We start from the raw sequence: 21,235 nt of genomic DNA, 5'->3' as shown, positions 1-21,235 counted from the left end.
AAAAAAGTGAGTCAGGAATCTTTAGGATCCCAAACTCACTTTTTTTAGTAAGGTTACTGATGATACTAGCAATCAATCTTCCAATTTTTTTAGTCGGTAACTCTCAAAATGTGCTGGGTCTTTTTTCACTTGGACCCACGCATAAACACCCATGATAAAGGCGCCGACTGTATTTGTTAGTAAATCTCCCATCGTATCCATCAATGCTTCGCGTCCGACGAAGAGTGTACCATCAGAAGCAGCAAATCGTTGCAGGTTCATCCCTAAGAATTGATCGCATAGAAATTCCCAGAACTCCCAGAAAACACCGCATAATCCGGCAAAAGCAAATCCAAATAAAAGAAATAGCCAAGGACTTGTTTTCTCGATTGGCGCGTCTTTCAGCAAGAAGCCAATCAACCCGTAACCTAAGGCAGTCAGAACCATCGGGCTAACGGCGTGTAAGATTTTATCCCAAAATGAAATAATACTGATCAAGTGCATACCTGTTCCTAAAAAGACAGAGATGAACAAGAAAAACCAATAAAATAAAACAATTGCATCAGGAACATGGATCTTGAACAATCGGCGAATGATCTGTGGCAAATAAATCAATAAGATACCTGCCAAAGATTCGACGATAAAGGTGATTCCTTGTGTGGTCGAATATTTATTTGTTACAAATTCGAAAATGTTATAACCCACAACAAATAGACCGAAAATCGTTAAGGCAATCTGAACTTTTTTTACTGTCTTACTCACTAATATTTCCCCCAGCTAGATATGATTTCAATGCTTCGAATAGTGCTTCTTCAGAAGACACGATCGTTCCGTTCAACTTGATCAAGCCGACCGTATAAAGATTTAAATAATGAAACTGATTTTCACCGGCCTGTTGCAAGGCAGCGACTTTTTTTGGATGAGTCGCTCCTTGTTGGCGGCTATCTGTATATAAACCAATGATCGGAATGCCTTTTGCATAGGCGACACCGATTTCAGAAGCAACTCCGGCATCGATGGTCAATCCGTCTAAAAGAGCGATCATCAAGTCACTTTCTAGTACTTTTTCTGTATCAGCCAAGGCGATCATTTTGCTGTCTGCATAGGCAGTCTTATCATTGATTGCTTCGTTTTCTTGTGGTAGATAGATCGATAAATCAGAAGAAATCTCTCTGATTTTTTTAACAAGAGATTCGTTATAAAGCAAATCTCCTTTTGCAAATAGTGGTGCTGCAAAATAAATATTCATTCGTTTCAACATCCTTTGTATTAGAAATAGTCACTAAAATAAGCTTCCATGTTTGGGATGATCCGCTCTAATGTCTTGATCATGTCCTCATCCGTGGTTATGCGCTCGATTCGAGCAAGGTAAGAAGCACGACGATAATTCATCATTAGGCATGTCAAGGTTTGGATATCTAAGCGAACCATTTTTCCAAGGGGTTCGTTAACAATCGACAAACGACCATCTCGCCACGTCAAGCCAAACACCCCATTGTTCCAAGGTGCCACGGAATCTTCCACAATGAAATGGAAATCCTCTGCTGTACCAGAAAAAGGGAAGCGCTGGATAAATTCTTTGACGTCAACGATTCTTGCCATAAAATAAGGTTCGATCTGTTCTTTGATTTGACTATCTTCTAATAAGAAAGCGAGGGGTTCATTTTTGTAGATATCGCCATGTACCCAGTAAACCATTGAGAAATGTGCAGAGATGAAGTTCCACAACCCATTACGCGCCTCTTGGTTCAAATAAAACATCTCTTTGACATGGAAGACTTCTTCAGCGACCCAATAAAAAAGTACACCTGTTGGTTCATTGTCGCTATTGTAATAAATCGCTGCAGTCCGTTCTTCTTCATTTTCGAAACGCCAGTATTCTTCCCAGTGAAAGGCACTACGAAACAGTGCACCATGATTCTTTCCCGCAAACTGTTGATAGACACGGAAAACATCTTCGTGATCGACAGGCAGTCGTTCCACGATACCAGAAACAGGTACTTGTTTAGGTAGTTGCGTATCACGTATTTTAAAGGATAACTTATCTGACATGATTTCCCAACCTTTACGCCTGTAATAAGGGATATTGTAAGGATAAAGATATGAGATCCACTGTTTGTTTTTGCGCATGTTGTCTAATGCGACGATGATCAAGTCTTGCATCAATCCATGGTTGGCATATTCGGGATAGGTTCCAACGCCAGTCACACCACCCATTTGATACCGTGTACCGTGGATATTGACCTCGCAAGGATAGATCGCGATTTGAGATATCAATTTTTCTTTATGAAACCAGCCGAATACATTGGATAATTCTAGAATCGGTCGCTTGGAACGTACAAATTCCCGTTTGTTTTCGAATCCACTTTCTTCAATATCAGAGTCAGTGACTTGAAAAACGTAGGAAAGTAACTCATTGAACTGGTCAACATGTTCCTCCGTGACAGGCTTCAACTCAAAATTTTCTCTAAAATCTGTTTGGTCCATTTTTTCAACTCCAATTTAGTTACTTGTTCACAGTATAACAAAAGTTTCTAAAAAAAACTTCTAAAGTCCTTAGAAGGAAAAAGTCTTTAAATTCCTCCTTTTCGTTGGTATAATGAAAAGTGCTGATTATATGAAAAGAGGAGACGCTATGGATATAAAGAAAATGAAACAACGCCAAGAGCAAATTCGAAATTTTTCGATCATTGCTCATATCGACCATGGGAAATCAACTTTGGCCGATCGGATTTTGGAAAAGACGAACACTGTGACGTCTCGCGAAATGCAAGATCAGTTATTAGACTCCATGGATCTAGAACGTGAACGTGGGATCACGATCAAACTAAATGCCGTAGAATTGAACTATACGGCTAAAAATGGAGAGACATATATCTTCCATTTGATCGATACCCCAGGGCACGTCGATTTTACCTATGAAGTATCCCGAAGTTTAGCTGCCTGTGAAGGAGCAGTCTTAGTCGTGGATGCCGCTCAAGGGATTGAAGCACAGACATTAGCCAATGTTTATTTGGCATTAGATAATGACCTAGAGATTTTACCAGTCATCAATAAGATCGATCTACCAGCCGCAGATCCAGAGCGTGTGCGTAATGAAATCGAAGAAGTGATCGGCATCGATGCCAGTGAAGCGGTGTTAGCAAGTGCGAAGTCTGGGATCGGTATCGAAGAAATACTAGAACAAGTAGTGGAATATGTCCCAGCACCTTCTGGCGATATCGAAGCTCCTTTGAAAGCATTGATTTTTGATTCGATATATGACAGCTACCGTGGGGTCATTTTAAATGTGCGTATCACAGATGGTGTTGTCAAAGCAGGAGATAAAATCAAATTGATGAGTAATGGCAAGACCTTTGATGTGACCGAAGTTGGTGTTTTCTCACCAAAAACGATTGCGCGTGACTTTTTGATGGTCGGTGATGTCGGTTATATCACTGCAAGTATCAAGACAGTCCAAGATACAAGCGTCGGAGATACCGTGACACTTGCGGATAATCCTGCTACAGAAGCATTACCAGGCTATCGCAAAATGAATCCAATGGTCTATTGTGGTTTGTACCCGATCGACACATCACGATATAATGATCTACGTGAAGCATTGGAAAAACTTCAGCTAAATGATGCTGCTTTGCAGTTTGAACCAGAAACATCACAAGCACTTGGCTTTGGTTTCCGTTGTGGCTTCTTAGGATTGCTTCATATGGACGTCGTCCAAGAACGTTTAGAGCGTGAGTTCAATCTTGAATTGATCACGACAGCGCCTTCTGTAATCTATCATGTCAACAAGACAGACGGTTCGATGGTCGTTGTAGATAATCCTGCTGATTTTCCTGAACCAGTAACGATCCAAGACGTTGAAGAACCTTTTGTGAAAGCACAGATCATGGTACCTAATGAGTACGTTGGTGCAGTCATGGAACTTTCGCAACGTAAACGTGGCGATTTTATTACAATGGATTATTTAGATGATTATCGTGTCAATGTCGTTTATAACTTGCCTTTGTCAGAGATCGTCTTTGATTTCTTTGACAAATTAAAATCAAGCACGAAAGGCTACGCTTCACTTGACTACGAAATGTCAGGTTATCAAAAGAGCAAGCTAGTGAAAATGGATATCTTGCTGAATGCTGAAAAAGTCGATGCATTAAGCTTCATCGTTCACCGTGATTTTGCCTATGAACGCGGAAAAGCCATCGTTGAAAAACTGAAAAAACTGATCCCTCGTCAACAATTCGAGGTACCGATCCAAGCAGCGATCGGTCAAAAAATCGTTGCTCGTTCAGACATCAAAGCCTTACGTAAAAACGTGTTGGCTAAATGTTACGGTGGTGACGTTTCCCGTAAACGTAAACTTCTTGAAAAACAAAAAGAAGGTAAAAAACGAATGAAACAAATCGGTAACGTCGAAGTCCCTCAAGAAGCCTTCATGGCTGTTCTGAAAATGGATGAGGACGAACCGAAGAAATAGCAAGAGTTTTTCTCTAGTAATTAAAACCCTTGCCCTGACTTTTCCCACATTTTTCCCACGTTAAAATGGGAAATGATCAAAAGACATTATCATGTAGCATCTTTTCAAAGATGTCGATAGTGTCTTTTTTCATTTTTTTAGTTACATGTGCGTAAGTATCCATTGTAGTAGCTAATTTAGAATGGCCTAATCTTGCTTGTATTTCTTTCGGTTTTGCTCCTTGTTCTAAAAGCATGGTAGCATGAGTATGGCGAAATGAGTGGAAATTGAAATTCACTTTTGTTTGTTTGCGTAATTTTGCAGTATACCATTTAATTGAATTAGGCGTAACTGGTTGACCATTTTCTTTTATACACACAAAGTCCGAATCTATATATTTGCTTCCATAAAATAATTTATTTTCTTTTTGTCTCTTTTTCATAATTTTTAATATTTTTAATAGAGTATCTCCCAGAAGAATAGTCCTATATGAAGCTTTTGTTTTTGGCGTTCCAAGAGCAAAATCTTTTCCATCTTGAACCATAATTCTTTCCACTCGCAATGTTTCATCTTCGAAATTTATATCTTTCCACATTAGACCACACACTTCAGCACGTCTCAAACCAGTTTGAAAGCTAATCATCATAGGTAAATAGTAAGGATCACTAGGGGAAACAGTGGAAGAGAGAAGTTTAAAATCTTCCATTGAAATAATTTTCAAATCTCCTTTATCTTTCCATTCTTTTAAGTCATATTTAGGGATTTTGATATATCGTGTAGGATCCTGGTGCAGATAACCATAGGGATATATAGCCATTTGAAACCCTTTATTTAAGACACCCTTTATAATTGATAGAGTTTGTTTTGAGAAACCTTTATTAAATTCTTCATTAAGCAATTCTTGAAGCTTTCCAGGTTTTACAGATTTCAGCTTATAATTACCTATATATGGATAAATATGATTGTCTAAAATTCCTCGATAATTCTTTTGCGTATTTTTTTTAAGGTTTATTTTTACGTAGTTGTTAAACCAATATTCGTAATAATCAATAACAGATATATCAGAGAGGGATAGTACATCTCCTGTCGTTTGGTATTCTTTAATGGCGCTTCTTAAAGCATTCTGAGCTTCTTCTTTAGTTTTACCTCCAAAGCGTTCTATTTGTTTACGTTCACCATTTATATAAGCTAAATCCATTCTGTAATACCAACTATTTCCACGTTTTCTTACTGAACCATTCATATTTATTTTCCTTTCGTAGTTGTATTAAATAAATACGGTAAACTATTTAAACTATATTAGTTAATATGTGTTAAATTTACTTACTTTCTTATATCTCCATTAACGATGCGAACCTATGTTCTTTTTCGGTTGAAAAGAAAAGCCCGAAGGCTAAACTTTTATTTGAAAATAGATTACTTATATTCGCGTGTACCAATCACATTGTTATTGCCATCTTCAATATCAAGTGTGAGTGGTTTGGTGTTGTCGACTAAAATATAAGCGTAAGCACAAGAAACTATTGCTCCAGGATTAACCTCTACTTGAGTGTTGTTGTATGCATCATAATTAGAAGATTCCTCGTCCATCATTAAAGGATGAAGAGACTCTGTAGTGGCATCTAAAATTTGCTTAGCATTTAAATAATCCCAAACGATGTATTCTACCGATTGATTTACATCAGTCGTATTTTGATAATCGAATAAAATAGTAATTGCTTTAGAACCATCGAGGGACATGTCTTCAGAGGAACTCGTAAAACTAATTATTCCTTCAGGAGTAGTTAGTTTTCCATCTGAATACGTCACTAAGTCTTGTGCAGAGCTTTCTGCAACATTCAATGTTGTAGATTTTTTATCAGTAGAGTCATTTACATTTTTTTCAGCTTTCGAATTATTACAAGCAGACAATCCCATAACACAAGTTACCATAAAAAATATCCCAACTATCCTCTTCATATTTTCCTCCAAAAAATAAAATGATTTACTCCCACTTAATGGCAGGTAGTGATAGTCGCCATTACAAAAAAACAGCTTGAAGATAAGTCTTTTTCATTGAATTATAGAACAAAAATTGTTAATATTAAAAAAAATAAGGGGCTTAGTCACTATCTATTTTTAGGTACGAGGGCTGAGTCCTATTTTATTTCTCCATGAGTTAAAATGTCCCACATCATAAAAAGTTTTCTATATGATGATTTTACATTACCATCTTTTTGATTTCTTCTTTTATATACCTCAACAAAATTAGGTAATGCCATCTTTTTGACATATTCATCTAATTCTTGGAAATCTAAATTTTGGGCGTTAAAAGTTATTAAATCTATTCTTTTATTTAGAATCGCCTGTTCCTCAATAATCATTTGTAATGAACAATAGGGTTTTCTATGTGATAAGTTAATACTGTTTTTCAAACAGTCTATTTGTGTATGCCCTTTTTCTTTGATTTTTTGTTGAAGTCTGTCAAGTTCCCAATTTTCTAAATTTGTATTTTCTACATTTAAATTATTGTAGTGTTTTATAAAAGGATTTTTCGTTGCAACTCCTTCTTTTGAAACGAAACGTAGTGCATTTTCAGATAATATTTCATCTTTTCCAAGAATATAATCTTCTAAATAATTAGTTGGAGTAGGATTAATAAAGATGTTTTTAGCATCTCCTAATGCTAAAACAATTGGTTTTCCTTGGTCAATTTGATCTGCAATGTTCTCTAATTGGGTAGGTGATAATAAAACAGCATCTAAAGATCCTTTATGTCCAGAGGCAACCACAAGTTTTTTTATTACACCGTTAAACTTTCTAACCTCATGAGGAGTAAGTCCTTGATCAATTTGTGCTAATTTTGAAAATATAAATTTGTAATTATCAGTCTGAATATGTGTGTAGCTCATATTACTATCACGGTCGTAAATTTGTTTTTCATCAAGGCTTGAATTGTCTCTGTCATATTCTACAACTATTATTCTATTTGCTGTTTTTCGTAAATCTTCATTCGGTATTTGTGAAGAGAAGTCTGATAGGAGTTTTATTATATTTCTATCTGTTAGAGAATATCCTATAAAAATTATTGGTGAATGAATCATATTACTAAGTAGTTTAGCGCTGATAAGAATTGAATTTTCGTCGTAAGTTTTGTAATCATCTTCATCAATAACTATAGAGGAAGAGTCATCGACACTACCATGTACTTTATACAATTCTCCCCAATCTTCATAGGGATCGAAGAACCCTTTTTGACCAATATATATTTTTGCAGGGTTATTTCTCTCATATAATATATTTTCAATTAACTGGTCATAATTGGTAGTAACAATAATTTTAGAGTTAACTAACATATCACAGAAATAAGAATACTCTTCGTTATCAATATCATCTTTCATTTCACTTGAACTAAATTTTAAAGCTATAGCATACTTAAATGGATCGATTGATTTTTTAAAGACTTCTTCTGAAGATAGGCAAGGTAATGAAATCTTTTTTTCTCTGTATGCTTTATTAAATTTTTGGTGAATGAATTTTGCAGTGCTAACATTAATTTTAAAGTTTTTTTCATTATCAGTTAATTCTGAAGGCAATGATTCTCTAATTTCTGTTAGGTAACTATAAAAATCATCTTCCTCTTCGATTTCTTGCCAAAACTGTTCTAATAATTCTAACCATGAAGGAAAATTTTTCAGATAACGTTTTGATATACCAGAACCGATAAATACTATAGGATAGGTGTTATTTTGAACTAGTTCGTCAAAGATTGTCACAATTTTCTCTCCTAACAATATTTTTTACTCCCACTTAATGGCAGGTAGTGATAGTCGCCGAAACAATAAGTACAAGTATTTATTATATTGAACTTTCCCCACCAAGACCTTAACCAAAATACTTAATTATTCCAAAACTAAATCAAAAAACGATAACAGTTTAAAGGCAGCCCATATAATTGAGATAACTCTACGATATCTCTAGGATAGACTTGCTTATCTTCTTTATATAAAGACACAATTAAGTTTGCTGCAAAGCAATTAGCTTCGCTTTCTGACTTACTGCGTGATTTCCTATTAGAGACATAGTAACTGGATAATCCTTTATGATAGATTGCGTGACCAAGTTCATGAGCACAAATATAAAAGCGTTCCTCTGAATCTTTGAGATCATGATTTAAAAGAATTACAGAACGTCCTAATAATTCTTGAAATTGTCCTTTCGGATTAGTCATAAAGGGAACATACTTAATTTGAATTCCCATTTGTTCACAGATGTTAAAAGGATTAGATGAATTATACTTTCTTTTCAAATCCGCTACTAAATTAATGACATCCATTTCCATACTTAAATCACTTCTCTTTGCTTTTATCTTCTTTTCTAAACTCCCAAAAAAGACCAGTTAAAACATCTTTTACTCGTTGCTTTTCCTCATCAGTTAATGTCTCTCCGCCATAGGCCATATTAATATTTGATTCGAGCATCTTGTCAAGTTCGATTAAATCGTCTACTTCAGCCCATTCTGGAATTAAATCTGTTTTAATTGGTGAATCATCTTCAAAATAAGATATAGACACACCTAAAGCTGTAGATAATTTTTTTAGTGTTTCTAAGGTAGGATCTTTTCGTTCTCCTTTTTCAAATCTAGATATTTGAGATGCGCTAACCCCAGATTTTAATGCTAACTGATTCACTCCTAATCCTCTAGAGGTTCTCAATTCTTTTAGTTTTTCTCCGAACTCCATGATAAAACCCCTTTCTTAGTTAAATAATATAGCCTTATGGCAACAAATGCAAAAAAAATTGCAATTTGGCAACAATAAGTGTTGCCAAATGACAAATTAAGTATTATAGTATTGTCATAAGGCAACGGAGGTGCAAAATGAAAACATTACTTAAACAAGACGAACTCAATTCCTTAATGCAATTAAAAGGGGATGATCCATATTCCTTAGCTAGAAGAATGGACGTTGCTCCATCAACAGTCTATAGGATATTGAATGGAGATCGAGGGATTGGAGGAGAACTGATCCCTAAACTACTCAAAGCTTTCGAACTTTCTGAAAAAGATTTTGATAAGCTTTTTATTTTTAGTGAAGTATTGCCAAAAAACAACAGAAAGGAGATTTCCAAATGACACGACATGAAAAAATAAACATTGTCCTTGATGCTAGACCACGTTTGGTTCACATCATCAAATGCGCTAACGATGATCAACTTGATCGCTTAGTTGAAGAAGTTCAAAAAGAAATTCAACGAGAACTAGATGAAGCTGCTTTTGTATGATTCATAAATTAATAATATAGGAAATTTGTTCATATTACTATATGAACAAATAAGAAAAAGGAGTGATGAAAATGCTAAAACAATCAGTGGTGATTAGAGAATCATTAGTTGAAGCGATTAATAAGAGTGGTGAAACCAAGAAGGAGATTGCAAGGCAAATCAATGTCTCACAGCAGTCACTAAGCGATTGGTCAACACCTCATAATACAAAGCCAGTCACACTTGAAAATGCCCAAACTTTAACTGATTACTTTCGAGATTCTGATTTTACCCTTCAAGTGATTCATGAGTTTTTTGGTCTATTCAAATCAATTGATGGTGATGTTTATAGAAGAGATCCATCTTCATTAGATAAATTGCAAATGATTGAATCTGATGAAAGAAAGCAAAAGAAAAAAGAAGTTGAGAAAATTCTTCTCAAACAAGTTAATTATTTAACCACTGACGATCGTCAACAAATAATCTCATATGCCTATGAGTTTTTAGACGAGATTATGGTTGAAGTAACTCTTATCAGTGCATTATGCGAAATGCTTGGTATCGACATCCGCAAGCTCAGTGAGCAGCGATTATCGTACTGGATAAACCAAGGATATATGAAAGGATGATTATCTGTGAGTCAAACAATAAACATACCAAAAGAAAGTTTCTCTGTTAAGGAAACCGCTAAAATCATGAATACCAGTGAACACGTAATAAGAAACCTTATTAAAACGGGAGAATTAAGGGCAATAAAATTTGGAACTCTTTCAATTCCTCTTTTTGAAATTAGAAGATTTATGAAATCTGCTATCAGTAGCCAAAAAGATTATAGAAAATTTTCAGATCCGGAAATGTTAAAAAAGAATAGTCTATACAAAATTAATTGAGGTGGGATAAATGAGAACTGTATACAAAATGACTGTCAAAAGTGCTTTGCTCATGAGTCTAGTAGCAATCGTACTAGCTAGTATTGATGTTAGATTTGCGTTGATAATTTGGGGAGGTTTATTTTCAGCAACGTTCACAAGAGAAAGTTTCAAAATGTCCACACAAAAAAGACCGACCCGCGATGGCCGTCGCTAGTCGGAAATAAAACAAAACATATCTAAGGAGATTTTAGCACATGAATCCAAAAATGGAAAATTTAATCGAACAATTACAAGAAGAATGTGAAAAGGCTGGAGTTTCATTGGTCTTGGGAACAATAAATCCAGAGGACTACATTACATCAACCTTATTTAGCGGAAAAGCAGGTTTACAAGCAATTATAGTTGCAATGCTAAATGATGAACTGAGAGATCTTATGGAACACAGTGATTGCCATTGTCCAATTTGTATGGCAACTAAGGAGATGATGTTTCATGAATGATTTCAGTCAAGCTTTAGACCAGTATTTGACTAATCCTGAGTGGGGAAAACCGCAAGAGAAGGATGATGAAGATGAGTAAATCAACGTTAGAAATGAGTCGTCAAGAATGGCTCGAAGATCGTAAAAAAGGTATCGGAGGTTCTGATGTCGGAACCATTTTAGGGTTGAATAAATGGAAATCACCTTATCAATTATGGTTAGAAAAAACAGGACAAGTCGTACTTGAAGAATTAGAAAGTGAGCCTGCTTATTGGGGCAATGTTTTAGAAGAAGTTGTTGCGAAAGAGTTTCAAGAACGAACTGGTAAAAAAGTACGTAGAAGAAATCAAGTATTTGAACATCCGCTACATCCATTCTTAAGAGCGAATATTGATCGTGATGTTGTGGGAGAAAACGCCATTCTTGAATGCAAAACCGCAAATCAGTTCCTTGGTAAGGAGTGGGAAGGCGAAGAAGTACCACTTAGTTATCTCTGCCAAGTTCAGCATTACATGAACGTTCTAAACAAAGACTATTGTTACATCGCTGTCTTGATTGGTGGCCAAAAATTCATCTGGAAACGGATTGAACGAGATCAAGAGTTGATTGATACAATCACTAAACAATTGGTAGAGTTTTGGGAAACCAATGTAATTGAAGGCGTTGAACCGATAATTGATGGAAGTAAAGCAACAGCTGATTTCTTAAAAGATAAATATGTAGATGTCGAAGAAAATCAAACTACTTTACCCTCAAAATTCGATAAATTTATTGAACAAAAAAGAGAATTAAAACGAACTAAGAAGGAAATTGAGTCAGCTATTCGTCAAGTAGATAACGAAATTATCAGTGAACTAGGGAAACGTAACGCTAGTATTGGTATCACGCAAAGCAACATTATCAACTGGAAACTTGTTAGTACTAAGCGTTTGAATACGAAGAAACTAGCAGAGAAATATCCAAAGATCGCAAATGATGAAGAAATCTATAGCTTTACTGAATCTAGAAGATTGACAGAAAAGGAGATCAAATAATGAATAAATGCCCACGGTGCGGGAGTGAACTTCGAGAAACATCATGGAATTATTGTACGATTTGTGGATTACCACTTAAGGAGGAAAAAAACAATGGCAACAAATGAAATGTTAAAAAACCAATTGGCAGAAAAGCCACAGAAACAAGTTGCACCAGGGAAATTAGGGTTAAAAACTCTAATGAATACACCAACAATGAGAAAGAAATTCGAAGAAGTACTTCATGACAATGCTAATGCTTTTATGTCGAATGTTATGACTCTTGTATCTAACGATAGTTATCTTGCAGATAGTGAACCAATGTCTATCATGAGTGGTGCGTTAACTGCTGCAACATTAAATCTTGGGCTAGATAAGAATTTAGGTTATGCATATTTAGTTCCATTCAATAGTAAAAACAAGCAAACAGGAAAATGGGAAAAGAAAGCTCAATTTATTCTTGGTTATAAAGGATATATTCAACTAGCTCAGCGTTCGGGAAAATACAAAGCACTGAACGTGATTGAAGTATATGAAGGTGAATTGAATAGCTGGAACCGGCTGACTGAAGAATTTGATTTTGATCCGAATGGTCGAACTTCAGATAAAGTGATTGGTTATGTAGGTTATTTCGAACTATTAAATGGATTTAAGAAAACTGTCTATTGGACGAAACAAGAAATCGAAGCTCATCGAATTGCTAATAATAAAGAACGCGACAAAACAAAATTAAGTGGTGTATGGGCAAGTGATTATAATGCAATGGCTCGTAAAACTGTTTTGAGAAATCTTCTTTCTAAATGGGGAATCTTGTCTATTGAAATGCAAGAGGCTACCACATCAGATGAGAAAGTTCAAATAGTTCAAGAAGACGGCAGTATCATTGCTGAAACAGAAGTGAATGAAGAACTACCTGAAAGAAAAGAAGCAGATATTATTCCTGATGAAAAAGAGGATGTACAAACAGGATTATTTGACACATCTAATCCACCACTAAACAAATAATGAGGGAGTTATCTCCCTCTATCAGGAGGTTTTTTTGTGGCAAGACCGACGAAGGATGGTATTGATTATTTTCCTCTTGATGTTGATGTTTTCGAAGATGAAAAAATAGAGGCTATTGCTGGGGAATTTGGACTTAAAGGAGAAATTGCGGTAATCAAACTGCTTTGTGCGATATACAAAAAAGGATATTTCATTCTGTGGAATGATTTAACGCAAGCTACTCTTTTAAAACGCCTGCCCGGAGTAAGTAAGGAAATGCTCAATCAAATAGTGAACCGCTTAGTCATATGGGGATTTTTTGATAAAGAACTGTTTGACTCGGTCGAGGTGCTTACGAGTGAGAATATCCAAGCCACCTACTTTGAAGCAACTAAAAGACGAAAATCACCAAAACCAACTAAATATGTAATTAATGTAAACAATAATACACAAGATGAAAGAGATAATGATGACATTAATCCCCAAAGTAAAGTAAATGAAAGTAAAGTAAATAAAATAGATGAAGAAGATATGGGCGTTTACGAATTTATTCAGGTCAGTTGGGGAAAACCGCCAACAGGTCTTTTGCAAGGTGCATTAGGACCAATGATCAAAAAATGGGGATCAGACATAATCTTATTTGCTTTTAAATTAGCATTTGAGAATAGCGTTGAAATGCCCGGATTAAAAAAATACGTCGAGGCGATATTGGAGTCGTGGAGTAAGCAAAATATCAAAACGTTGGATGATGCTCTGAAAGCTCAAGAAGACTATAAGAACCGTAAGAAGAAACAGTTCCACACTCCGAAATATCAAAAAAATGTCCGCCGTGAAAAACTCCCTGATTGGGTAAATAAACCGCAAGAAGAACAAAAAATCGATCCTGAGAAGAAAGCGGAAATCGATGCTAGATTCGAAGACTATTTTTCTCGGACAAGTGATGAGAAAGAAGGCGCAAGTAATTGATGGCAACCAAATATGGCAATAAGAAAACTGTATATCGTGGTATCAAGTTCGATTCAAAGGCAGAAGCGGAGTACTACGATCTAGCCCTGTGGCAAGCACAGGCGAATGGTTGGAAAGTGAAACTCCAGGAAAGATTTGAGCTATTGCCGAAATTCGAACTAGAAGGAAAGAAGTATCGCAAGATCGAGTATATTCCTGATTTCACGTTCTACAAAAACGGCAAGCTTGTCAAAGTCGTTGATGTGAAAGGGATGCAGACAAAAGATTTCAAAATCAAAGCAAAACTCTTCTGCAGTCAATATCAAGTACCGCTAATTTTAGCAAAGAAATATCGGAAAACGTTCAAAGAAGAACGGTTTTAAAGAACGAGTTGCAAGGAGAACGAAGTTATGTCGTTCACTATAAAACGTAATGGACAAGTAATTAAGACTGTCAATCGTGAAAATAAGCTTATAGATACGACTACTCATCCAGATGATGACTATTTAATTGCTGATCGTGGTGGAAGAACGATTGTTCCATTCAGAGAGATGAAGGCAGTCAAATGAGCGCAATCAATCAAATCAATGAGCTGATAAATAAATATGATTTTCCTGTAGAAGTACTGACCGACATTAATCATCGTTTGGAAAGCTGTAGAGAAGATGCATATGTAAAACAGCAACTAAGATATTTAGAAAATTGGATCAAGCTTGGCGAAGTTAAGCTTAAGGAGGATAAAAAGTGGACGAAGAAATGTTAAAAGAAGGACTAGAAGAACACTTTACTAATCTAGAAAATATCGAGTTAATCGCTAGTGAATCATTTAAACCACTATATGAAAGCTTAGTTAGAACATTGAAAGAATATTTTGAGGTGGAAAAATAATGGACGAACTAATTACAAAAGTAGAGCAATGGGCTAAAGAAAAGGGATTGGATCAAGCAGAATCTAGCAAACAAATGCTTAAAACAGTCGAAGAAGTCGGCGAGGTTGCATCAGCATTGGCTAGAAAAGATGAGAGTGCATTAAGAGATGGTATCGGCGACGTAATGGTTACTTTGATCATTCTAGCAATGCAAAATGATATGGACCTATACGAATGTTTGAATCAAGCATACAACGAAATCAAAGGACGTAAAGGTGTAATGGTTGATGGCGTGTTTGTGAAACTAGAAGATTTACTGGAGGACAGCAAATGAAATTTTATGTAATTCAGTTTGGTCAATATTTTTACAGAAAAAGTGATCAATTTACAAATGTTGTTTCATTGAATTTAACTCATTCATTACAAGATTCTCAGTGGTTTCATAGCTTTAAAAATGCGAGGGAAACTGCAGAAAAATTCGGTGGTGAAATTAAAGAATGCAGTGTATTGGGATTGGAAAATATGGAGGACAGCGAATGATACCGAAGTTTAGAGCATGGGATAAAGAATGTATGGAGATGGCAAATGTAACTGATATTAGTTATAAGGGAAACTGGGTAGTTGATGAACCTTATGTTGCGTTAGATACACGGTGTGATTTACTTCCGTTTGATGATATTGAACTCATGCAATCTACAGGACTGAAAGACAAAAATGACGTGGAGATTTTTGAAGGGGATATTATAAAAAACTCAAATGGATCAACCGGCTATGTAACTTATCTACAACAAGAAGCTGGCTTTGTAGTTGTATTAAAGAAAAGTGATTACAGATTAGGTCATAGAAATACTGGGGAATCATATGCAGAAGCAACAAACCACGAAGTCATCGGAAATATATACGAGAATGGTGAATTATTGAAGCAATAGACTAAGAAACCAGCCATAAAGACTGGTTTAGTTGTTACTTTTTAAAGCGATAGATTAGATATGCGATAAAAGTAACAACTGCGAGAATTAGGCCAATCAAATATCTAATAAAAACAGATAACGATTGGTCAAGTCCATAATTAAATATTTTAATTATAAAATAAAATATCGGACATGCAAAAAGAAACATTGTGTAACATTGAGCATTACATTTTGCAAATCTACAAATAACTAGGACAAAAAGAATAACTATCACCCAAAAGATAACTTTTGCAGCTATAAACAATGAGCCACCCCCTAAATCCCCCACAAATTAACGCTAACACGTAAGAGATATAGAGACGAACAATAAGATTGAAACTCAGATATGTTCAAGCAAGTGAACAAATAAACATTAATTAATTTTTATGAAGGAGGACAGCAAATGAAAGCAAAAGAATTAATACCAATTCTACAACTTAATCCAGAAGCGGAAGTTTTAGTTTCAACCGTGGATTATTACGAAAAGAGTTTCCAAGATTTTGGCTACAAAAGAGGTTCTAATCAAGGGATCGGATGCGTAAGCCTTAATAAGAAATCTGGGATCATTTATTTAGAAGGCGGAGAAGAGAGAAGAATTTGAAGGAGGTTATACAAGTGAATTTACCTATTAACGAATGTCCGTGCTGTGGGTGTTCTATCTTTTATCGGAAAGACTATATGAATGGTCCGTCGTGGTATTTAGCTAGTAATGTGCAAGAAGTTGACAACGGTGGGATGTATGATCATCTGAGGCAAGTTGTTGGGAAATGGTGGTATTGCATGGACTGTAATAAGAGAGTATTTGAAGATGCGGAAGTCGAATAACGGAGGAAGTGGAATGAATGCCGAAAATATTAGATGCATGCTGCGGTAGTCGTTTATTCTGGTTCGATAAAGATTGTAGTTTTGCAACTTATATGGATATACGAGAAGAAGAGTACGAGATCCACGGAAAGAAAATAAATGTGAAACCAGATGTTGTAGCTGATTTTAGGGACATACCTTTTGAAGATAATAGTTATGATTTAGTTGTATTTGATCCGCCACATTTAAAATGGGCTGGCCAGAATTCGATTATGAAGGGGCAATACGGACAGCTAGATAAAGATAACTGGCCAGAAGATATAAAACAAGGTATGTCAGAGTGTATGCGAGTCTTGAAACCTAGTGGAACATTGATTTTCAAATGGAATGAGAACCAGGTAAAACTCAAAGACGTGTTGAAAGCAGTTGAACCATATAGCCCTTTGTTTGGAAATAAAAGGAGTCAAACTCACTGGTTAGTTTTTATGAAGGAGGAACAGCGTTGAAGAAACAAGATGTTCGCTCAATGGGGATTGGAACAGGAGGATACGGAATGAATAATAAAGCAGATTATGTGATTTGCTCAATTCCTGACCATGTTAACGTAACTTGCCCTTATTGCGAGTGGGAAGATGATTACGATTGGGATGAGATCTACTCAAAAATGGGAAGCGGATTATATTATGGAAATTGCGGAAGTGTTGAGTGTGAATATTGTAAACAAGAGATTCAGCTAGGCGAATGTGAATACGATTAATTCTCCAATCGACAGATTTAGCAAATTAAAGCGAGGTGATAAGGTTTGATCGTTTCAGTTGTTTTAAGAGACATGGGCGCGTATTCAGATAGAGAGGTTTCTATCGAAAAAGTATTTAAAACGAAGGCTCAAGCAGTTGAATATATCGCAAACAAGGGATTTACAACAGAAAAATATGGGGGATACGTGAGACCATTTGCAAAACAGCGAGGATATAGCGAAGCAGATATCTATCTAGTCGAAGAATGGGAAGTCAGTAATCTACCAAAATGACAAACTGAAAGGAGACGTATTATGTCTGGTAATGAGCCACAAGAAGTTACACAAGAATGGTTGAATCAACATGAGTTTCTACTGGCTTTCTACTTTATCCTATGGAATCAAAGTTGGGTTTCCACTGACAAAGTATGGGAATGGACGAAACAAGCAGAACAAGATACAGGCTATAACGCAGATGGTGAAGTAGTCAGCTATCCGACGAAATAGCAGAAAGCGAGGAATGGATGTGAGTGAAGAATACAAAATTACTACAGGAAAAATCACTGGTGAGACTCTAAAGATAGATCTAGAATCGTCAATAATAATTGATGGTAAAAGCTATACTTCCAATGAATTTAATGAAGCGGTAGAAATGTTAAAACAACCGCAACTAAACGAGAATCAGCAACAAGTCCTTGGTTGGTTGAAACAATACTATCGTCCGAAAGATAGCATTTTTTTTGGGATAGAACGGATATCTGATATTTACGAAGACCCGAAGAGCGACAACGCATTGGATTCCTTAACAAATAAACAGGAAGCGGAAGTTATTCGAGCGTTTATTGAATGGGCTTTGGACCAGGAGGAAGAGTGATGAATGCTCGCCAAAGAAAGAAAAAACGTAAACAGTGGATTGCTATGATTGGCGAAGAAGTTGAACATCAACTGTACTGTGGATACTGCTTAAAAAAGTTTGATTTAAAGAGAAACAAATATGGCATTAAATATGGATATTGCAACGCTGCATGTTATTTCAGGGATGTTCTTTAATTCCGTAATCGTCAGCGATATCAAACTAAAGGAGTAATTAAGATGGAAAAAGATAAAAGTTTAATCATATGGAATAAAGACGGGTCAACAATGAAATTTGAGAAAGTAACCAATTTTAGAGATGAATGGCAAAAAGAACAAATTTCTTTTGAATACTTTGGCGTTAGCACCCGAGTCTGTCGGAAGGCAGTATTCTACACCAATAATATTGCTGGCTATGCTTTAGAGCAGGAGGAAATCAAATGAAATTTTATGTAATTAAGTTTGGTCAATATTTTTATAGAAAAAATGATAGATTTATAAATGTTGCTTCATTAAATTTAACTTGTCTATTGCAAGATTCTCGCTGGTTTCATAGTTATGAAGATGCGAAGGAAACTGCGGAAAAATTCGGTGGTGAAGTTAAAGGATGCAGTGTATCGGGATTGGAAGAGGCTGAGGAGGAAATCAAATGAAAGTAAATGAAGCGTTAGAGTTATTGCGATGGATGCGGAGGAGACGTAATGAAACTAAAAGACGAATTTTACACTGATGCTTATGGAATTGGTGGCTTGATGATGGATCTACCAACTAAGAATCCTATAAAGCAAGTGGAATCAGAAATTAAAGTCGGTGATATGGTTCGTTGTACAGCAGAAGAGTTCATTTATCCAATTAGAGGGTATGTAGAACGTGTGTACAATCATTCAGCAGTTATTCGTATTGAGAATACGATGGACTGTGACAAAGAACTAGCGAAGAGCAAAGCGAATATTGCAGTTGCTCGATTAGTCGAAATTGAGCAACTGCAATAAGATGCATCGATTTGAAGCAAGTCTACTTTTTAAAATAACCATAAAATAGCATCACAATAAAATAAACGTATAAGCTTGCCGCATAATACTCGAATGATCCAAAAGGTAAAAGAAAAGAATTAAAACCAAAAATAATTGAGATAGATTCTATGATAAAAATAAATGCAGGTAAACAACATAACAAGAGAAACTTGTTTGTTCTAGAATGTTTTACAAAGTAATAAATGGAGAAGCTACTAAAACAAATGGGAATCCAGAAAAAAAGCATGAGATCTAAAATCATTAAAACACCAATCACAAAATCATCTCCTATACGGTCAATTTATAATAATTATAGCATTCTCTATAAGAAAGATAACAAATATGTATGAATTCTAATTTTAATATAAAAAAGACAGCCGACCACTGGCTGTCCTTAACAGAATATTGAAATAATGAGCCATCTGTTTTCCGCCAGACGGCTCAACATAGATATAAGTAACGAGTGTAATCTCGCTACTTGAAAAGTTTAGCATAAGCATGGGGTAAAAAAAAAGCCGGATCGCTCCGACTGATGTAATAAACCCGACAAGTTTATTATATCACAAAAAGGAGCGGTTTGACTTAATGCAATTACTAAGAGATGTAGACTTTAGGCAGACAAGATGTAATGCGAGAGATGTGTTGAAAAACTTCCGACGGTTGGAACGAATGGCAGGTCGTTCATTAATAGACATTAAGTCACCGATTATAACCGACATGCCTAGATCACCAAAACACGGTAACAAAACAGAAGATGCGCTTATTCAAATGATGGACCTAGAAGCAGAAAGAGATGCGATTTTAGTAGCATTGATGAGCTTGAGTCTTATCAGTCGTCAAATACTCTATTATAGTTTTTGCGATGTTAACAAGCACTCTAATTATGAAATAGGACAACTAATTCAGGGGTATGGAGAGAAAAACGTAGAAAAGCTAAAATCCAATGCATTGATCGAATTTGCCGAAGCATATAAAAAAGGTTCATTAATCAAGTATCGGTAATTTTTTGTAGGGTTTTTGTAGGGATATTGTAGGGTTTTTGGACGAAAAAGCGTGTTAATATGATATTGTCGATAGATTAGGAAACAGGACTTCGACAAAATAAAAAAAATAGAAACATCGTTTGTTATTGTTCCACAATTAAGCTTCGATAGACAGCAGCAAATAAACTAAAGGATGTGGGGTTCAGCTCCTGCGGATAGTTCATATGTTGCTGTCTATTAATTTATGTATTGGAATGAAGTAAATGGACAAAGAAATTGTCAAATTAGCGTTAGAAATTTCAGAGGTATTAAAGAAAAATGCTAATCCTCACACCAAAATCGAGATTACTATTGATAAAATTAAACAAACTAGCGTTGACTGGTCATAGTCAACAACCGAATGGAATTAATATCCGTGGCGGAATGGGTAAATGTTTCAATTTTAAGAGAAACAGTTTTTGGCATTGAAAAATAAAAATATCTCCTTTAAGATAAAAAGTAAAGGAGTTCTTTATGAAAAGCATAATTAAATATGTTAAATCTAATTATATATTGGGATTTGAAAACTTTATATTTTATTTAATTATTAGCGGAATAGAAACTATTTGTTTGCTATTATTAATTTTGAGATATGGTTATAATATTTTTAGTCCGTCAAAAGTACCAGTTAATCAGACTACTCCTATTTATGTATATGTGATCATAAGTATAGCTGCTATTATGTTTTTCGTTATATATATTTATATAATGAGAAAATTATCTACTAAAAAAAGTTTTTATGGAATACTAAAAACTTTATTTCCCCTTTATCTTTTATTTATTTTTATATTATTGATTGGTATATTTTATAGCGAAAGTAACTTGATGCATAGCAAAGCATGGATTTACTTAGCCTTACTTATTTGGATTGGATGTTATATAGTTACTGATGTAATGATAACTATATTCAAAGAAAAAATTTTTCCCAGTTGGAACACAATACCTCCAAAAGATAAATATTCTATATTAATTCCAATCATCACATTTATTTTAGGTTATATTTTAAATTAAAAGATACGTTAGATCA

The 21,235-nt window shown here is 35.2% G+C and carries 40 protein-coding genes; 32 read left to right on the top strand and 8 right to left on the bottom strand.

Features of this window, described 5'->3' with window-relative positions:
* Positions 1–72: 72 nt before the first annotated feature.
* From IGJ00_RS08585 to IGJ00_RS08575, 3 genes are read right to left on the bottom strand one after another with little or no spacing between them, the layout of a single operon-like run.
* On the bottom strand, positions 73–741 hold the full coding sequence (locus IGJ00_RS08585) for a hypothetical protein (protein WP_071867691.1): 669 nt from the start codon (positions 739–741) through the stop codon (positions 73–75).
* A complete protein-coding gene (locus IGJ00_RS08580) occupies positions 734–1,228 on the bottom strand; it encodes a nucleoside 2-deoxyribosyltransferase (RefSeq protein ID WP_071867692.1) in 495 nt (164 codons plus the stop codon). The genes IGJ00_RS08585 and IGJ00_RS08580 overlap by 8 nt, the downstream gene beginning before the upstream one ends.
* A gap of 20 nt (positions 1,229–1,248) precedes the next feature.
* A complete protein-coding gene (locus IGJ00_RS08575; RefSeq protein ID WP_071867693.1) occupies positions 1,249–2,466 on the bottom strand; it encodes a GNAT family N-acetyltransferase in 1,218 nt (405 codons plus the stop codon).
* A gap of 148 nt (positions 2,467–2,614) precedes the next feature.
* Here IGJ00_RS08575 and lepA point away from each other — a divergent pair, with 148 nt between their 5' ends.
* A complete protein-coding gene (gene lepA / locus IGJ00_RS08570; RefSeq protein ID WP_065095933.1) occupies positions 2,615–4,450 on the top strand; it encodes a translation elongation factor 4 in 1,836 nt (611 codons plus the stop codon).
* A gap of 76 nt (positions 4,451–4,526) precedes the next feature.
* Here lepA and IGJ00_RS08565 read toward each other — a convergent pair whose 3' ends face one another.
* From IGJ00_RS08565 to IGJ00_RS08545, 5 genes are all read right to left on the bottom strand, one after another.
* Complete coding sequence (locus IGJ00_RS08565; protein WP_100494966.1) at positions 4,527–5,672, bottom strand: tyrosine-type recombinase/integrase; 1,146 nt, start codon at positions 5,670–5,672, stop codon at positions 4,527–4,529.
* Between the two features lie 173 nt (positions 5,673–5,845).
* A complete protein-coding gene (locus IGJ00_RS08560; RefSeq protein ID WP_100494967.1) occupies positions 5,846–6,388 on the bottom strand; it encodes a DUF5067 domain-containing protein in 543 nt (180 codons plus the stop codon).
* A 179-nt stretch (positions 6,389–6,567) separates the two neighbouring features.
* Positions 6,568–8,184, bottom strand: a complete 1,617-nt coding sequence (locus tag IGJ00_RS08555; RefSeq protein WP_100494968.1) for an SIR2 family protein — start codon at positions 8,182–8,184, stop codon at positions 6,568–6,570.
* 137 nt (positions 8,185–8,321) lie between these two features.
* The gene (locus tag IGJ00_RS08550; protein WP_100494969.1) at positions 8,322–8,750 is read right to left on the bottom strand and encodes an ImmA/IrrE family metallo-endopeptidase; all 429 of its coding nucleotides are present in this window, start codon (positions 8,748–8,750) and stop codon (positions 8,322–8,324) included.
* A 7-nt stretch (positions 8,751–8,757) separates the two neighbouring features.
* A complete protein-coding gene (locus IGJ00_RS08545; protein WP_100494971.1) occupies positions 8,758–9,150 on the bottom strand; it encodes a helix-turn-helix domain-containing protein in 393 nt (130 codons plus the stop codon).
* A 137-nt stretch (positions 9,151–9,287) separates the two neighbouring features.
* Here IGJ00_RS08545 and IGJ00_RS08540 point away from each other — a divergent pair, with 137 nt between their 5' ends.
* The 31 genes from IGJ00_RS08540 to IGJ00_RS08390 all read left to right on the top strand — a co-directional run bounded on the left by IGJ00_RS08540 (position 9,288) and on the right by IGJ00_RS08390 (position 21,219).
* Positions 9,288–9,542 carry a helix-turn-helix domain-containing protein gene (locus tag IGJ00_RS08540; RefSeq protein WP_100494972.1) on the top strand — a complete coding sequence of 85 codons (255 nt, stop codon included), beginning with the start codon at positions 9,288–9,290 and terminating at the stop codon, positions 9,540–9,542.
* A complete protein-coding gene (locus tag IGJ00_RS08535) occupies positions 9,539–9,691 on the top strand; it encodes a hypothetical protein (protein ID WP_198508192.1) in 153 nt (50 codons plus the stop codon). Before IGJ00_RS08540 ends, IGJ00_RS08535 begins: the two co-directional genes overlap by 4 nt.
* Positions 9,692–9,753: 62 nt before the next feature.
* The gene (locus tag IGJ00_RS08530; RefSeq protein ID WP_438844323.1) at positions 9,754–10,299 is read left to right on the top strand and encodes a hypothetical protein; all 546 of its coding nucleotides are present in this window, start codon (positions 9,754–9,756) and stop codon (positions 10,297–10,299) included.
* Between the two features lie 6 nt (positions 10,300–10,305).
* Entirely contained in the window at positions 10,306–10,560 is a 255-nt protein-coding gene (locus tag IGJ00_RS08525; RefSeq protein ID WP_100494974.1) for a helix-turn-helix domain-containing protein, read from the top strand.
* Positions 10,561–10,570: 10 nt separating this feature from the next.
* Complete coding sequence (locus IGJ00_RS08520) at positions 10,571–10,756, top strand: hypothetical protein (protein ID WP_100494975.1); 186 nt, start codon at positions 10,571–10,573, stop codon at positions 10,754–10,756.
* Positions 10,757–10,796: 40 nt separating this feature from the next.
* Complete coding sequence (locus tag IGJ00_RS08515; RefSeq protein WP_100494976.1) at positions 10,797–11,042, top strand: hypothetical protein; 246 nt, start codon at positions 10,797–10,799, stop codon at positions 11,040–11,042.
* A 71-nt stretch (positions 11,043–11,113) separates the two neighbouring features.
* Positions 11,114–12,055: a YqaJ viral recombinase family protein gene (locus IGJ00_RS08510; RefSeq protein ID WP_100494978.1), complete on the top strand. Its 942-nt coding sequence runs from the start codon at positions 11,114–11,116 to the stop codon at positions 12,053–12,055.
* Positions 12,055–12,162 (top strand): zinc ribbon domain-containing protein, encoded by a 108-nt coding sequence (locus tag IGJ00_RS08505; RefSeq protein ID WP_143351906.1) that lies wholly within the window; start codon positions 12,055–12,057, stop codon positions 12,160–12,162. Before IGJ00_RS08510 ends, IGJ00_RS08505 begins: the two co-directional genes overlap by 1 nt.
* On the top strand, positions 12,149–13,039 hold the full coding sequence (locus IGJ00_RS08500; protein ID WP_100494979.1) for a recombinase RecT: 891 nt from the start codon (positions 12,149–12,151) through the stop codon (positions 13,037–13,039). The genes IGJ00_RS08505 and IGJ00_RS08500 overlap by 14 nt, the downstream gene beginning before the upstream one ends.
* Positions 13,040–13,075: 36 nt before the next feature.
* Complete coding sequence (locus IGJ00_RS08495; protein WP_100494980.1) at positions 13,076–13,984, top strand: Lin1244/Lin1753 domain-containing protein; 909 nt, start codon at positions 13,076–13,078, stop codon at positions 13,982–13,984.
* Positions 13,984–14,346 (top strand): DUF1064 domain-containing protein, encoded by a 363-nt coding sequence (locus tag IGJ00_RS08490; protein WP_100494981.1) that lies wholly within the window; start codon positions 13,984–13,986, stop codon positions 14,344–14,346. The genes IGJ00_RS08495 and IGJ00_RS08490 overlap by 1 nt, the downstream gene beginning before the upstream one ends.
* Positions 14,347–14,373: 27 nt before the next feature.
* The gene (locus IGJ00_RS08485; RefSeq protein WP_157798993.1) at positions 14,374–14,532 is read left to right on the top strand and encodes a hypothetical protein; all 159 of its coding nucleotides are present in this window, start codon (positions 14,374–14,376) and stop codon (positions 14,530–14,532) included.
* Positions 14,529–14,726 carry a DUF6877 family protein gene (locus IGJ00_RS08480; RefSeq protein ID WP_100494983.1) on the top strand — a complete coding sequence of 66 codons (198 nt, stop codon included), beginning with the start codon at positions 14,529–14,531 and terminating at the stop codon, positions 14,724–14,726. Before IGJ00_RS08485 ends, IGJ00_RS08480 begins: the two co-directional genes overlap by 4 nt.
* Complete coding sequence (locus IGJ00_RS08475; protein WP_198508193.1) at positions 14,708–14,851, top strand: hypothetical protein; 144 nt, start codon at positions 14,708–14,710, stop codon at positions 14,849–14,851. The genes IGJ00_RS08480 and IGJ00_RS08475 overlap by 19 nt, the downstream gene beginning before the upstream one ends.
* The gene (locus IGJ00_RS08470; protein WP_100494984.1) at positions 14,851–15,165 is read left to right on the top strand and encodes a MazG-like family protein; all 315 of its coding nucleotides are present in this window, start codon (positions 14,851–14,853) and stop codon (positions 15,163–15,165) included. Before IGJ00_RS08475 ends, IGJ00_RS08470 begins: the two co-directional genes overlap by 1 nt.
* Positions 15,162–15,371 (top strand): hypothetical protein, encoded by a 210-nt coding sequence (locus IGJ00_RS08465; protein ID WP_100494985.1) that lies wholly within the window; start codon positions 15,162–15,164, stop codon positions 15,369–15,371. The genes IGJ00_RS08470 and IGJ00_RS08465 overlap by 4 nt, the downstream gene beginning before the upstream one ends.
* Positions 15,368–15,760 (top strand): YopX family protein, encoded by a 393-nt coding sequence (locus IGJ00_RS08460; protein WP_100494986.1) that lies wholly within the window; start codon positions 15,368–15,370, stop codon positions 15,758–15,760. The genes IGJ00_RS08465 and IGJ00_RS08460 overlap by 4 nt, the downstream gene beginning before the upstream one ends.
* Before the next feature lie 424 nt (positions 15,761–16,184).
* Positions 16,185–16,382: a hypothetical protein gene (locus IGJ00_RS08455; protein WP_100494989.1), complete on the top strand. Its 198-nt coding sequence runs from the start codon at positions 16,185–16,187 to the stop codon at positions 16,380–16,382.
* A gap of 77 nt (positions 16,383–16,459) precedes the next feature.
* Entirely contained in the window at positions 16,460–16,606 is a 147-nt protein-coding gene (locus IGJ00_RS08450; RefSeq protein WP_157798995.1) for a hypothetical protein, read from the top strand.
* 17 nt (positions 16,607–16,623) lie between these two features.
* The gene (locus IGJ00_RS08445; protein WP_438844322.1) at positions 16,624–17,091 is read left to right on the top strand and encodes a methyltransferase domain-containing protein; all 468 of its coding nucleotides are present in this window, start codon (positions 16,624–16,626) and stop codon (positions 17,089–17,091) included.
* Positions 17,088–17,342 (top strand): hypothetical protein, encoded by a 255-nt coding sequence (locus IGJ00_RS08440; protein ID WP_438844321.1) that lies wholly within the window; start codon positions 17,088–17,090, stop codon positions 17,340–17,342. Before IGJ00_RS08445 ends, IGJ00_RS08440 begins: the two co-directional genes overlap by 4 nt.
* A gap of 45 nt (positions 17,343–17,387) precedes the next feature.
* Entirely contained in the window at positions 17,388–17,615 is a 228-nt protein-coding gene (locus IGJ00_RS08435) for a hypothetical protein (protein WP_108173728.1), read from the top strand.
* 21 nt (positions 17,616–17,636) lie between these two features.
* The gene (locus tag IGJ00_RS08430; RefSeq protein WP_108173729.1) at positions 17,637–17,828 is read left to right on the top strand and encodes a hypothetical protein; all 192 of its coding nucleotides are present in this window, start codon (positions 17,637–17,639) and stop codon (positions 17,826–17,828) included.
* Between the two features lie 13 nt (positions 17,829–17,841).
* Positions 17,842–18,195, top strand: a complete 354-nt coding sequence (locus IGJ00_RS08425; RefSeq protein WP_438748850.1) for a hypothetical protein — start codon at positions 17,842–17,844, stop codon at positions 18,193–18,195.
* Positions 18,195–18,371: a hypothetical protein gene (locus IGJ00_RS08420; RefSeq protein WP_326273860.1), complete on the top strand. Its 177-nt coding sequence runs from the start codon at positions 18,195–18,197 to the stop codon at positions 18,369–18,371. The genes IGJ00_RS08425 and IGJ00_RS08420 overlap by 1 nt, the downstream gene beginning before the upstream one ends.
* 42 nt (positions 18,372–18,413) lie before the next feature.
* On the top strand, positions 18,414–18,617 hold the full coding sequence (locus tag IGJ00_RS08415; RefSeq protein WP_438748848.1) for a hypothetical protein: 204 nt from the start codon (positions 18,414–18,416) through the stop codon (positions 18,615–18,617).
* On the top strand, positions 18,614–18,826 hold the full coding sequence (locus tag IGJ00_RS08410; RefSeq protein ID WP_438748846.1) for a hypothetical protein: 213 nt from the start codon (positions 18,614–18,616) through the stop codon (positions 18,824–18,826). The genes IGJ00_RS08415 and IGJ00_RS08410 overlap by 4 nt, the downstream gene beginning before the upstream one ends.
* A gap of 48 nt (positions 18,827–18,874) precedes the next feature.
* On the top strand, positions 18,875–19,165 hold the full coding sequence (locus tag IGJ00_RS08405) for a hypothetical protein (RefSeq protein WP_438844320.1): 291 nt from the start codon (positions 18,875–18,877) through the stop codon (positions 19,163–19,165).
* Positions 19,166–19,771: 606 nt separating this feature from the next.
* A complete protein-coding gene (locus tag IGJ00_RS08400; RefSeq protein WP_034687947.1) occupies positions 19,772–20,188 on the top strand; it encodes an ArpU family phage packaging/lysis transcriptional regulator in 417 nt (138 codons plus the stop codon).
* Positions 20,189–20,432: 244 nt separating this feature from the next.
* Positions 20,433–20,558, top strand: coding sequence for a hypothetical protein (locus tag IGJ00_RS08395; protein ID WP_269148518.1), 126 nt, complete (start codon positions 20,433–20,435; stop codon positions 20,556–20,558).
* Between the two features lie 124 nt (positions 20,559–20,682).
* Complete coding sequence (locus IGJ00_RS08390) at positions 20,683–21,219, top strand: hypothetical protein (RefSeq protein WP_438844319.1); 537 nt, start codon at positions 20,683–20,685, stop codon at positions 21,217–21,219.
* The last annotated feature ends 16 nt before the right edge of the window (positions 21,220–21,235 follow it).

Source organism: Enterococcus sp. AZ062, assembly GCF_051715065.1.
Lineage (GTDB): Bacteria > Bacillota > Bacilli > Lactobacillales > Enterococcaceae > Enterococcus_B > Enterococcus_B mundtii.
This window is presented reverse-complemented; position numbering and strand designations above follow the sequence as displayed.